The organism is Clostridium sp. TJA020, assembly GCF_058310295.1.
Genome location: NZ_JBZEFC010000004.1, coordinates 98,692 through 113,349, shown reverse-complemented (window position 1 = coordinate 113,349; position 14,658 = coordinate 98,692). Strand labels below are relative to the sequence as shown.

10 protein-coding genes are annotated in these 14,658 nt (G+C 27.6%); all 10 read left to right on the top strand.

Going from position 1 to position 14,658, the window contains the following annotated elements:
* Positions 1–203: 203 nt before the first annotated feature.
* A complete protein-coding gene (gene rnr / locus AC4FQ1_RS08460; protein ID WP_491169463.1) occupies positions 204–2,456 on the top strand; it encodes a ribonuclease R in 2,253 nt (750 codons plus the stop codon).
* Between the two features lie 169 nt (positions 2,457–2,625).
* Positions 2,626–3,096 (top strand): SsrA-binding protein SmpB, encoded by a 471-nt coding sequence (gene smpB, locus AC4FQ1_RS08455; RefSeq protein WP_303130200.1) that lies wholly within the window; start codon positions 2,626–2,628, stop codon positions 3,094–3,096.
* 165 nt (positions 3,097–3,261) lie between these two features.
* A complete protein-coding gene (locus tag AC4FQ1_RS08450; RefSeq protein WP_491169462.1) occupies positions 3,262–5,193 on the top strand; it encodes a sigma-54-dependent Fis family transcriptional regulator in 1,932 nt (643 codons plus the stop codon).
* Positions 5,194–5,440: 247 nt separating this feature from the next.
* Positions 5,441–6,607 (top strand): iron-containing alcohol dehydrogenase, encoded by a 1,167-nt coding sequence (locus AC4FQ1_RS08445; RefSeq protein ID WP_303130196.1) that lies wholly within the window; start codon positions 5,441–5,443, stop codon positions 6,605–6,607.
* Positions 6,608–6,754: 147 nt separating this feature from the next.
* Entirely contained in the window at positions 6,755–7,645 is an 891-nt protein-coding gene (locus AC4FQ1_RS08440; RefSeq protein ID WP_303130194.1) for a sulfide/dihydroorotate dehydrogenase-like FAD/NAD-binding protein, read from the top strand.
* Positions 7,645–9,036, top strand: a complete 1,392-nt coding sequence (gene gltA / locus AC4FQ1_RS08435) for an NADPH-dependent glutamate synthase (protein WP_491169461.1) — start codon at positions 7,645–7,647, stop codon at positions 9,034–9,036. Before AC4FQ1_RS08440 ends, gltA begins: the two co-directional genes overlap by 1 nt.
* 255 nt (positions 9,037–9,291) lie before the next feature.
* Complete coding sequence (locus AC4FQ1_RS08430) at positions 9,292–10,182, top strand: DMT family transporter (RefSeq protein ID WP_303130191.1); 891 nt, start codon at positions 9,292–9,294, stop codon at positions 10,180–10,182.
* A gap of 121 nt (positions 10,183–10,303) precedes the next feature.
* A complete protein-coding gene (locus tag AC4FQ1_RS08425; protein WP_491169460.1) occupies positions 10,304–12,178 on the top strand; it encodes a glycerophosphodiester phosphodiesterase family protein in 1,875 nt (624 codons plus the stop codon).
* Between the two features lie 403 nt (positions 12,179–12,581).
* A complete protein-coding gene (locus tag AC4FQ1_RS08420) occupies positions 12,582–13,178 on the top strand; it encodes a tryptophan transporter (protein ID WP_491169459.1) in 597 nt (198 codons plus the stop codon).
* A gap of 262 nt (positions 13,179–13,440) precedes the next feature.
* On the top strand, positions 13,441–14,658 hold a 1,218-nt coding region (locus AC4FQ1_RS08415), incomplete at its 3' end, for an N-acetylmuramoyl-L-alanine amidase (protein WP_491169458.1).

Genomic DNA, 14,658 nt, shown 5'->3' with positions numbered 1-14,658 from the left:
AATAAAAGAGCTAAGTAATATTTAAACTTTATATTATTTAGCTCTAATTTTATAATGAAAATTAATATTTAAAAAAGCTTTTAATATAATTTTCTAATTAAGGAATTATAGTATATAATATGGTACTATATAGGTAGAATAATATATTGTTGGAATGGAGAATATATACTAAGAATAATATAAATATAAAATGGAGGAACACGATGGGAATAAAAGATACATTATTACAATTTATGCAAGAAGATGCATATAAACCAATGGACCTTAGTGAATTAACAGCAGTTTTTGATATAAAGTCTAATGAATATAAAGCTTTTAAAAAAGTACTTAAAACAATGGAAAGAGAAGGGTTAATAGTTAGAAACCAAAAAGAAAAATACTCAACTCCGGAGAGGTCAGGTTTAATAACAGGAAGACTTCAAGGACATCCAAGAGGTTTTGGTTTTTTAATATCTGAAGTAGAAGGGGAAAAGGATGTATTTATCTCTGCATCATCTATGAATAGTGCCATGAATGGTGATAGAGTTTTAGTTAAAATAACTAGAGATGATAGAAATGGTAAGAAAAGAGAAGGGGAAGTTGTTGATGTAATAGAAAGAGCTAATAAAACAATTATTGGAGTTTATGAAAGCAGTAGAAACTTTGGATTTGTAGTTCCTGAAGATACAAGATTACATCAAGATATATTTATTTCTAAAAAAGATAAAAATAATGCTACTGATGGTGATGTAGTATTGGTAGAAGTTATTAAGTGGCCTGAAAAAAGAAGAAGCCCTGAAGGGGTAGTTAAAGAAGTATTAGGAAAAAAAGGTGATAAAGGCCTTGATATACTTACAATAATTAAAAAGTTTGGATTACCAGAAGATTTTCCAACTAAAGTATTAACATTTGCAGATTCAATACCAGAAGAAATAGATAAAAAAGAATATGAAAGAAGAACTGATTTTAGAGATGTAAAAATGGTAACTATTGATGGAGAAGATGCTAAAGATTTAGATGATGCTGTATCAATAGAAAGATTACCAGATGGCAAATTTAAACTTGGAGTTCATATAGCCGATGTTACTCACTATGTTAAAGAAAACAATCCTTTAGATAAAGAAGCTTTAAAGAGAGGAACATCGGTATATCTTATAGATAGAGTAATTCCAATGTTACCTAAAAAACTTTCAAATGGGTTATGTTCTCTTAATCCAAAGGTAGATAGATTAACTCTTAGTTGCATAATGATTATAGATAAAAATGGTAAGGTAGTTGATCATGAGATACATGAAGGTATAATAAGGACAAATGAGAGAATGACATATACTGATGTAACTAAAATTTTAAAGGATAAAGATGAAGAGTTAATAAAAAAATATGATTATCTTTATGATGATTTTTTAGCTATGGAAGAGTTAGCTAATATATTAAACAAAAAAAGAATGAGAAGAGGAGCTATAGATTTTGATTTTGAAGAAGCAAAAATAACTTTAAATGAACTTGGAAAACCAATAGAAATTAAACCATATCCAAGAGAAATTGCAAATAGAATAATAGAAGAATTTATGCTTGCTTGTAATGAAACTATAGCAGAATATATGTATTGGACTAATTTACCGTTTGTATATAGAGTTCACGAAAATCCAGATGAAGAAAAACTTATGAAATTTAGAGAATTTATTTATAATCTTGGATATACAATGAAGATGAGTCAAGATATACATCCAAGATGTCTTCAAGAAGTACTTGAAAAAGTTAAGGGTAAAAAAGAAGAAACAGTAGTTAGTACATTACTTTTAAGATCAATGATGAAAGCTAGATACTCTCCAGAAAGCCTTGGTCATTTTGGATTAGCTGCAAGATATTATTGTCATTTTACATCACCAATTAGAAGATATCCAGATCTTCAAATACACAGAATAATAAAAGAACAATTAAATGGTAAAATTGATGGTGGAAGAGCTAAGAAGCTTATAGGAATAGTTGATTATGCATCAAAACAATCATCAGAAACAGAAAGAGTTGCACAAGAAGCAGAAAGAGAAGTTGATGATTTAAAGAAAGCAGAATACATGGAAGAAAGAATTGGAGAAGAATTCGACGGAATTGTATCTTCAGTTACTTCATTTGGTATGTTTGTAGAACTTCCAAGCACAATCGAAGGTTTAGTTCATATAAATTCATTAGAAGATGATTATTATGTATATGATGAAAATCATCTAGCATTAATTGGAGAAAGAACAAAGAAAATTTATAGACTTGGTGATGAAGTAAAAGTTAAATGTAGCAGAGTTGATATAGAAAATAGAGAAATTTATTTTGATTTATTAGAAGATAATGAAAATGATGAAGACGAAAATACTTTAAAAGAGCTTCAAGAAAAAATACCATATGTTAAAGGAAAAGTAAAAGAGGCTTTAGCTAATGGTGAAATTGAAGAATTGCTTATTGAAAAGGAATTAGAAGAAGAATAGAATATTTAAATTAAAATAAGGGGCTATATGCCCCTTATTTTAAGATGTTTTTATATTATGTTAAAAAATATATATAAGTAAACTATTAAATTGCAGAATTGATAATAAATAAAATATATAATATAATTTTATTAATGTATAACTTTGTATTTAGAAGTAGGTGAACAAGATGGCAAGAAAGAAAAATTCAAATTCTTTAGTAGAAAATAGAAAAGCGAGACATGATTATTTTATACAAGAAACTATTGAAGCTGGATTAGTTTTAGTAGGAACAGAAGTAAAATCAATAAGAAATGGTAGAGCTAATCTTAAAGATTGTTATGCGGAAGTTAGAAATGGGGAAATTTTTATAAGAGGAATGCATATAAGTCCTTATGAACAAGGTAATATATTTAATGAAGATCCATTAAGAGATAGAAAATTACTTCTTCATAAATCAGAAATTGGTAGATTAGCAGGTCTTGTATCAAGAGAAGGATTAACTCTTGTACCTTTATCATTGTATTTAAAAAATGGAAGAGTAAAAGTTGCTCTTGGAGTTTGTAAGGGTAAAAAGAATTATGATAAAAGAGATTCTTTACTTGAAAAAGCTCATAATAGAGAAATGCAAAGAGAACTTAAAAACAAGAATAGATATTAATTTTAAAGAGTATTTTAGTAATTCTAGAGTACTCTTTTTGTTTTATTGATTTACAAGATAAATTAATGTAAATATTGTATAAATATGTTTATACAACGCTAGATTTAGTATTATAATAGTAAATGTGGAAAATATTGAATAAGCATATCGCTAGGGGGAGCTTATATGGAATTTAATAATAGAAATTTAATTATTAACTCACATGAAAGAAGTAAAAAGTATGGAATAAAAGAGGATATAAAAACATCAAATAAAAGCATTAGAAATGATATATTAGAAAAGCTTCTTAAAGAAAACTGTGAACTTATAAAGACATCAAAAATTTATATGGATATATTTAAAGATGTACTAAGAGATGAAAATTTCATAATAGTACTTACAGATAAAGAAGGATGTATATTACATGTGAGTGGACAAGATAAAGTAATAAAAGAATATGAAAAAGTTAATATAAAAAATGGAATGTATATGGATGAAAAGAATATAGGAACAAATGCAATGGCAATAGCTCTTGAGGAGGATAGACCTGTTCAAGTAACTGCAGATGAACATTATATAGATATATTTAAAAGTTTAACATGTTCTGCAGCACCTATACATGGAATAGATGGAAACATAATAGGAACACTTAACTTAACATCTGATTGGACTAATAAGCATCCACATACATTAGGATTAGTGTTATTTGGTGTTAAAGCAATAGAAAATGAATTGGAAAGAAGTCATATTAGTGATGTTTTAAAAGAAACCTATAATTATGTAGGAAGTGTAATAAACAATGTTGGAAAAGGAATAATTACTGTTGATTCTGATGGGAATATTAATAATGTAAATAATTTAGCTATAGAATTATTAGATATTGTACAAGGAGATTTGATAGGAAAGAGAATTGAGAGCATTATTCCAGGATGGAATAATATATATATGAGTTTTAAAAGCAAAAACTACAATGCATATATAAAAGAAATGAAATTATTTAATAAAAAAATAGCTTTAAAAATAAAAGCTATAAGATTAAATAATAAAATTGTTGGCGCAGTTATTATAATTACTAATGAAGGTGAAAGAACAATTAATAAAGATTTAGGTGCTTATAAAACTTTTGATGATATATTAGGGGAGAGCGATGCTATATTAAATGTAATAACAAACTGTAAGATAGTAGCCAACAGTCCTTCTACAATATTAATTCAAGGGGAAAGTGGTACAGGAAAGGAAATTTTGGCACAAGCAATACATAATTATAGTTATAGACGAGAAAATAAATTTGTTGCTATAAACTGCGGTGCAATACCAAAAAATTTAATAGAAAGTGAACTTTTTGGATATGAAGAAGGAGCTTTTACAGGAGCTAAAAAAGGTGGGAAAATAGGAAAATTTGAACTTGCAAATGGAGGAACAATATTTTTAGATGAGATTGGAGAAATGCCACTTGAAATGCAAGTACATCTGCTTAGGGTAATACAAGAAGGTAGGATTTGTAGAGTTGGAAGTGATAAGGAAATTCCAATTGATGTTAGAATAATTGCAGCTACAAATAAGGATTTAAAGTCAGAGGTTAACAAAGGTAACTTTAGAGAAGATTTATTTTATAGATTAAGTGTTATTCCAATACATTTGCCGCCTCTTAGAGAAAGAAGTGGAGATGTAGAGAAATTAATAAAGCATTTCTTAAGAGTGAAAGCTTTTAAACTTAATAAAGAAGTTCCTAAAATAAGCGAAAGTTTATATAACAAGTTAATAAATTATTCATGGCCAGGAAATATAAGGGAACTTGAAAATTGTATAGAAAATATAGTTAACTTAGATGGTGATATGTCCTACGAATTTACAGGAGATATATTGAGCAATGCAATTTCTGTAGATACAAGCAAAAGAAAATGTAAAAAAGAAAAAGATATTAATTATGATAATGAAAATGATGATAAAGGAATATATATAAAAATAGGAAATGGATTTAATATAAAAGATATAGAAAAAACTTTAATTGAAAGAGCAATAAAATTTAATGATTATAATATGAGTAAAACCGCAAAGTCTTTAGGGATAAGCAGAAATACTTTGTATTATAAGATAAACAAGTATAGAATATATTAAAATAAAATATGTTAATTAATATTACAATGTCCTAAAAAAATACAGTACAAAAGTATACATGTAATAATATATTACAAAAATATACTTTTTTATTTGAGTTTAATTTGTTAAAAAAATGACATACTTACAAGGTTTTTTGAGAATTTATTTTAAAATAGGAATATTGGCATGGAAGTTGCTAATATATTTAAGTGTTGATAATAAAAATTAGAATTTTGAATATTATGAATTGAGGGGAGTTTTTTATATGGCAAGATTTACATTACCAAGAGACATTTATCATGGAAAAGGTTCAATAGATGTATTAAAAGAAATAAAAGGTAAGAAAGCCATGATAGTAATGGGTGGAGGATCAATGAGAAGATTTGGCTTCTTACAAAGAATAGAAGACAATTTAAAAGAAGCTGGTCTTGAAGTTCAAGTTTTTGATGGTGTTGAATCAGATCCATCAGTTGAAACAGTTATGAAAGGTGCAGAAGCTATGAGAAGCTTTGAACCAGATTGGATTATAGGCCTTGGTGGAGGTTCACCAATAGATGCTGCTAAAGCTATGTGGATATTCTATGAATACCCAGATTTTACTTTTGAACAAGCTATAGTTCCATTTGGATTACCAGAGTTAAGAAAAAAAGCTAAATTTATAGCTATAGCTTCAACAAGTGGTACAGCAACAGAAGTTACTGCATTTTCAGTAATTACTGACTATAAAGCTAAAATTAAATATCCATTAGCTGATTTTAATATAACACCTGATATTGCTATAGTAGACCCAGAACTTGCAGAAACAATGCCAGCTAAATTAGTTGCACATACAGGTATGGATGCAATGACTCATGCAATTGAAGCATATGTATCAACAATTGCAGATAACTTTACAGATCCATTAGCTCTTAAAGCTATTGAAATGGTTAGAGATAATATAAAGAAATCATATGATGGAGATATGGAAGCAAGAAGTGAAATGCATGATGCTCAATGTTTAGCAGGAATGGCATTTAGTAATGTTTCACTTGGAATTGTTCATTCAATGGCTCATAAAATAGGAGGAGTATTCCATGTACCACATGGATGTGCTAATGCTATATTACTTCCATCAGTTATAGAATTTAACTCAGTAGAATGTGAAGAAAGATATGCAAAAATAGCAAAAATGCTTGAACTTGAAGGAAAGAACAATAAAGAGTTAACAAAATCATTAGTTAAATTAATAAGAAAATTAAATGAAGAGCTAAATATTCCAAAAACATTTAAAGATTATGGAGTAGATGAAGCTGAATTCATATCATATTTAACATACATGGCAGAAAATGCAGTTTTAGATGCATGTACAGCTACAAATCCAAGAAAGATAGACAATGATCAAATGGCTAGACTTTATAAAGCTGCTTTCTATGGAGAAGAAGTTAATTTTTAGTATTTAGTTTCATGGTGAGAAAAGCCTTAGAATACTAGCTAAGCATAAGATTTTTCTTGAAATTTCTAGTGTTAGTCTTGTATTTTAAGACTTTTCTTTTTGAAAATAATCCTTCTATTAATGTGAATAAAGAGGTGTATAAAATTTATGTATAAAATAGTTTCAAAAAGAAAACTTACAGACAATATATATTTAATGGATATAGAAGCTAAGAGAATTGCAAAATCAGCAAAACCAGGACAATTTATAATTATAAAAATAGATGAACACGGGGAAAGAATTCCTCTAACAATAGCAGACTTCGATAAGGAAAAAGGAACTGTTAGTATAGTATTCCAAGTAGTTGGTAAAGGAACTAAAGATTTAGAAAACTTAGAAGTCAATGATTACATAAGTGATTTTGTAGGACCTCTTGGAAGGCCTAGTGACTTCGTGTCAGAAAATATAGAAGATTTAAAGAAAAAAAATATTATATTTATTGCAGGTGGAGTAGGAGCAGCTCCAGTATATCCTCAAGTTAAGTGGATGAAAGAACATGGTATAGATGTTGATGTTATTATAGGTGCTAGAAGTAAAGACATATTAATATTAGAAGATGAAATGAAAAAGGTAGCTAATAATTTATATATAGCTACTGATGATGGGTCATATGGATTTAATGGAAGAGTTACTGATATGTTAAATCATTTAGTTAAGGACTTAGGTAAAAAGTATGATGAAGCTATAGTTATAGGTCCAATGATAATGATGAAATTTACATGTATGTTAACTAAAGAGTTAAATATTCCTACAATAGTAAGTTTAAATCCTATTATGGTTGATGGAACTGGAATGTGTGGTGCATGTAGAGTAACTGTTGGAGATGAGGTTAAGTTTGCATGTGTTGATGGTCCAGAATTTGATGGACATTTAGTTAATTTCGATGAAGCAATGAGAAGACAAGCTATGTATAAAACAGAAGAAGGAAGAGCTATATTAAAGGAAATAGAAGGAGATACACACCATGGTGGATGTGGTCATTGTGGAGGTGAGGACTAATGGATATGAAAGAAAGAATGATTAAAATACCAGTAAGAGAACAAGATCCAAAGATTCGTGCAACTAATTTTGAAGAAGTTTGCTTAGGATATAATGAAGAAGAGGCTATTAAAGATGCTAAAAGATGCCTTCAATGTAAAAATCCAATGTGTAGAAAAGGTTGTCCTGTATCAATAGATATACCAGGTTTTGTTAAAGAAGTTTCAGAAGGAAATTTTGAAGAAGCAGCAAAAATAATTTCTAAATATAGTGCACTTCCAGCAGTTTGTGGTAGAGTATGCCCACAAGAAACACAATGTGAAGGTAAATGTGTTCTAGGTGTAAAGGGAGATGCTGTTTCAATAGGTAAACTTGAGAGATTTGTAGCTGATTGGGCTAGAGAACATAATATAGACCTTTCAGAAAAAGAAGAGTCAAAAGGTAAAAAGGTAGCGGTTATAGGAAGTGGTCCAGCTGGACTTACATGTGCTGGAGATTTAGCAAAAAAAGGTTATGACGTAACTATATTTGAAGCACTTCATGAACCAGGTGGAGTTTTAGTATATGGTATTCCAGAATTTAGACTACCAAAAGAAAAAGTAGTAAAGAGTGAAATTGAGAATATAAAAAAATTAGGTGTTAAAATTGAAACAAATGTTATTATAGGAAGAACTATAACTATTGATGAGCTTTTAAATGAAGAAGATTTTGATGCAGTATTTATAGGTTCAGGAGCTGGACTTCCAAGATTTATGGGAATTAAGGGCGAAAATGCAAATGGAGTATTTTCAGCAAATGAATTTTTAACAAGAGTAAACTTAATGAAAGCATTTAAAGATGAATATGAAACTCCAGTAAGAGTAGGTAAAAAAGTAGCTGTTGTAGGCGGTGGTAATGTTGCTATGGATGCTGCAAGAACAGCACTTAGACTTGGCGCTGAGACACACATTGTATACAGAAGAAGTGAAGCAGAACTTCCAGCAAGAATAGAAGAAGTTCATCATGCAAAAGAAGAAGGAATAATATTTGATGTTTTAACTAATCCAACTGAAATATTAATAGATGAAAATGGATGGGTTAGTGGAATGAAATGTGTAAAGATGGAACTTGGAGAACCTGATGAATCAGGTAGAAGAAGACCAGTAGAAGTTAAGGGATCAGAATTTATTATGGATGTTGATACTGTAATAATGTCTCTTGGAACATCACCTAATCCATTAATTTCATCAACAACAAAAGGACTTGATATAAATAAAAGAAAATGTATTGTTGCAGAGGAACACACAGGTAAAACTTCAAGAGAGGGAGTTTATGCTGGAGGAGATGCAGTAACAGGTGCAGCAACAGTAATTCTTGCAATGGGTGCAGGTAAAGATGCTGCAAATGCAATAGATGAATATTTAAGTAAATAAGTAAGTATAAATCCTTAATTGTATTATTAAATACAATTAAGGATTTTTTGTTTATTAGAATATAAATTAAATTTTACAATAAATTTATTAATTTAATTTAATTAATAGATTTTTATATGTCTAAAATGTAAACAATAAGTTTAAAATAAGAAATTTTTTAAAATATATAGTACAATGTTATTTGTTCAATGTAAACATTAAACACATTGAATTTACATAATATTTTACTAAATTGGACAGAAAGGAAGGCTTGAAATGAATAATAAGAAAAAAGGAATCTCTCTTGTGTTGATTGCAACTCTTTTTTGGGGTATGATGGGTGTTACAAGTAGAACACTTGCAAATTCAGGAATAGATTCAATGAGTATTTCATTTTTCAGATGCTTAATAGCATCAATAGGATTTTCAATATTTTTATTAATTTTTAACAGAAAAGCATTTAGTATTGATTTAAAAGGAATTATAATTAGTGGTATTTATGGAATAGTTACCTTTGGATTATCATTCACTACGTTTAATATTGCAGTGGAAAGAGTACCAATTGCTGTTGCAACAGTACTTATGTTTACTAATCCAATATGGGTAACTATATTTAATGCAATATTTTTTAAAGAAAAAATAACTGCAAGAAAAGCAATAATAATATTACTTGCAATAACTGGTTGTATATTAATTTCAAACATATTTGGTGTTGGACTTGAAAATCTTGACATAGTAGGTCTTTTAATAGGACTTTCAACTGGAATATTATTTGCACTACAACTTGTAATACCTAGATTTTTTGTCGGTACATATTCAAAGGATAGTATGCTTATATATGGATTTATATTTAGTACAATAGCATTAGCATTCTTTACAAACTTTGATGCAATAGGAACAGCCGTAACAAATAATGCATCACCTGCATTTGTTATAGCTAACATATTATCAATAGGTGTATTAAGCACATTTATAGCTAATATAGCATATGTAAAAGCAACTGATTATATAGAAACAGGAGTAGCATCAGTACTTGTCGCGTTAGAGCCGGTATTAGGTAGTTTTTTTGCTTACTTAGTATATGGTGAAACATTAACTGCATTCCAGTTACTTGGCGGTTTATTTATAATAGCAGCTGCAATATGGTTATCACGAATTTCAGATTAAATAAAAATTTTAAAAAGCTACTAGATAAGTTTGGTATCTAGTAGCTTTTAGTATATATTAAATATATAGAATGTTTTAAGTACATTTAAGGGGAAATATTTAAATAGGGAGGCTTTTAGCTATGAAGTCTAAAAATACTAAAGAAAAAATAAATGTATTAAGCTTAATAAATAATACATATAAAAATTTTAAAATAAATTTTTGGGCGTGTACATATTTTGAAATGTGTTATCGAATTTTAACTGCTTTTATATTTGCACCAATTATTTATTTTATACTTAAGTATTTTATGAAAATAGAAGGATTTTTCTCTTTGACTAACAAGGATTTTATAACATTTGGGTTAAGTATTAAGGGATTAATATGTATCTTTTTATTACTTATTATGGCTTTTGGTATGATTTTTATTGAGATAGGTACACTTACATATATTGGGGTAGAATCTCATAGAGGAAATAAGGTTAAGGTTATAGATAGTATATTTAATGTATTTGGTATATTAAAAAATATAATTGATGTAGGTATAATCCCACTTATATTAATTACAGGTGTTATAGGGCCCTTAACAGGAGTTGGACTTTGTAGTTCACTTATTAGAGATTATTCAATACCTCCATTTATAACTATAGAACTTAAAAAAACTTTATTAGGAAAGGGGTTATTAGTCTTAATAGGTTTAACTTTAATATTTTTATTATTAAGGTGGATACTTTCAATTCCAATAGTTGTTATTGAAAAGGTAAAAGGAAAAGATGCAATAAAAAGAAGTAATAAATTATATAAGAAAAATAAATGGTTAATATTAAAATCTATTCTTTTATTTGAAATAGTTTTAATATTGGTTTCAATAATAATAGTTTCAATATTTTTATTTGGTGGAATTTCAATTGGAGAATATATATTAGGACCAGAATCTTATGCTAGCAAAATGGTTCTTGGATTTTTATTAATTTTATTTTTTATTATTTTTGTAATAATAACTATTCTAATAACTCCTCTTTTTGTAAGTTTTTTAGTTGAACTTTACTATAATATTCAAAAAGATAATGTAGAAGAGAGAGTATTTAAAACATTTGAGGATTACAAAAAAAATTCCTTATATAATTTTTCAAAAATAGGATCAACTTGGTTCGTATTTGTACTTATAATTTGCTTTACTATTTATAGTGGAACAATTGCTTATGGAACAGTATTTAATAGAGTAATTAATGATAAAGCTCAAATAACTGCACATAGAGGAGCAAGTAAAGATGCACCAGAAAATACTTTATCAGCAATAAATGAAGCTATAAAGCAAGGAGCTAATTTTGCGGAGATTGATGTACAAACTACAAAAGATGGAAAAACTATATTACTTCATGATAATACATTTAAAAGAACTTCAGGAGTACACAAAGCTCCAAAAGATTTAACTTTAGCTCAAATAAAAGAGTTAGATAATGGGTCATTTTTTTCATCTAAATATAAAGGAGAAAAAGTACCAACATTAGATGAAGTTTTAAAAAAGTCAAAAGGGAAAATAAAGCTTAATATTGAACTTAAGCCAAAAGGAAAAGATGATAAGTTAGTTGAAAATGTTAATAAAATAATAGAAGAAAATCATATGGATAATGATGTTATAATATCTTCAAATAACTTTAATTCTCTTCAAGAGATGAAAAAAATTAATCCTAAAATAAAAGTTGGATACATTGTTCTTGCAGCGTTTGGAGATTTTGAAAACTTAAATGTAGATTTTTTTAGTATGGAACAATCTTTAATAAATTCAAAGACTGTTTATGCTCTTCATGCAATAGGGAAAGAGGTTCATGCATTTACTATAAATGACAAAGAAAGTGCAGAAAAGATGTTAAGGTTAGGTGTAGATAATATAATTACTGATAATGTAAAACTCATTAAAGATACAGAAAAAGAAATGAGAGAAGAAAAGCATTATGATTATGTAACCTTTTATTATGAATCTATTATAAGTATAATAAATTATACAAAAATTTAATTAAATTGGTTGCAAAAACTTAAAAAAATGATATTATATAGTAAAAGAAAATTTAATATTGATAATCCGTTTTAGAAGGAAGAGTAGGTAAGTTAAGCTTTATTAAAGAGAGTTAGTGATGGTGAGATACTAGCAAGAAGAAATTTATTGAATGGACCTTTTAGGAATAAAACGAAATCTATTTTTAGAGAGTAGCATTTATGGTGGGCTGCACCTTATAGCAGATAGAGTATGATAGTACTTGAATTTTAGAGTGGTGATTAATACATAATTAATCACAATTTAGGTGGCAACGCGGAAAGTTTATTCGTCCTATGATTTAGTTCATGGGGCGTTTTTTTATTAATAAAAATTAAAGGAGGTGATTTAAGTGTTATGAAATGATGAAGAACTAGGAGAATGAATGAAAAATAAAAAATTAAGTAGAAAAGGAGAAATATATATGAGAAATATTGAAAAAACAAAAAAAATGATAATTAATGCATTATTACTAGGAATAGGTGCTATACTTCATCAAGTTACGCCAGCACTTGGATTACCTATGCAACCAGATTTTGCTCTTATTATGTTATTTATAATTATGATGATAAATAAAAATAATTATAAAACATGCTTAATATCAGGAATAATTACAGGAATATTTACAGCAATGACAACTAAGTTTCCGGGTGGACAACTCCCTAATATGATAGATAAGTTAGTTACAGTTAATTTAATGTTTATCCTTATTATGATAATAAATAAAATGAAATTAATAAAAAATATTTCAGAAAATAAGAAAAAAGTTATTGAAAGTTTAATAATATTTCCAATTGGAACTTTAGTTAGTGGATTAACATTTTTATTATCAGCAAGTATTTTAGTTGGGTTGCCAGCAGGCTTTACTTCATTATTTGTTGTAGTTGTAATTCCAGCAATAGCAATAAATTTAGTAGTAGGATTTTTCTTATTTAGAATTATAAAAAGTTCTATGAAAGCTATAAGTTTAAAAGAAAATTAAATATAAAACAATTAAAATAAATAATTTATAAAGTTAAAACTGATATTATATTAAATTTTATTGTTATAGATTAAATTGTTTAATATATTTAGTCTATAATAATTAGTTTTTAGTTTAATATCAGTTTTTTTATGATTTTGTGAAAATTTTAGGAGAAAATTGGAAGAAGTTGAATGAATAAAATGTTTATATTATAATAAAATTGTTGCTAAATTATTAAAATTGTTAACAAATAAAATTGAGATAAATGAGAGGTGTTTTTTTGAAAAGTAAAAAATTAAAAATGATAATAAAAGCGGCTTTAATTATGTTTGCTATATCATCTGCACCATTTTTCGAAAATACAACAACTGCAGATAGTATATCAAACTTAGAAGAGCAATTTTTATCAGTAACTGAAGGGTATGGAAGTGAAGAAGTAGTTGTAGAAAATGGAGTTTCATTAAAATTTGGTGAAACTTTAAATTTATCAAAATATAAAAATGCTAAAATGTCAAATTCAGACATAGTATCAATTAGCAACACAGGGGTTGTTACACCTAAAAAAGAAGGAACTGTTTATTTAAGTAAAAAGATTGGAAATAAAGTTCATGTAATAGAAATTTATGTTTCTAATAGTAAATCGTTTTATTCTTCTAATTCTCCAAAAGAAGTGGATAGAAGTTATTACAAAGTATTTATAGATCCAGGACATGGTGGGCATGATGATGGAAGCTCTGCTTTTGGACTAAAAGAAGATGAGTTAAATTTAAAAATAGGATTAAAGATACAAAAGAAATTAGAAGAGAAAGGTATAGAAGTTAAAATGAGTAGAACTTCTGATATATATCTTTCATTAGATGAAAGAGCAGAAATGGCAAATCAATATGGAGCAGATATATTTGTATCAAATCATATAAACTCATTTGAGAAAGAATCAGCTTATGGAATGGAAACATATTATCATAAAGATAAAATAGCTCATAAACCATTAAGTGATGATATACAAGATAATGGAATAAAGGAAACTGGAGCATTTAATAGAGGTGTTAAAAATGCTAATTTTGCAGTTTTAAGAGAAAGTGAAATGCCATCATCACTTTTTGAAGCTGGATTTATTTCAAATAAAGAAGAATCTAATAAGTTAAGGGATGAAAAATATCAAGAAAAACTAGCAAAGGCAGTTGCAGATGGAGTAGAAAAATATTTAAAAGATAATATAAAATTAAATGGAAATAATTCAACTCCAGAAGTTAAACCAGAGGACAAGCCTATAGAAAAACCAACTGAAAAGCCTGATACCTCAATAAAAACAGGAACAGTAACAGCAAGTGCGTTAAATGTAAGAAGTGAAGCATCAACAAGCTCGTCAATAAAAGGAAGTTTAAGCAGGGGAAGCAAAGTAGAAATAGTATCAACATCAAAAGGATGGCACAAAATAAAATATAAAGGCTCATATGGATATATATCAGCAGATTATGTAAAAATAAATGATTCATCC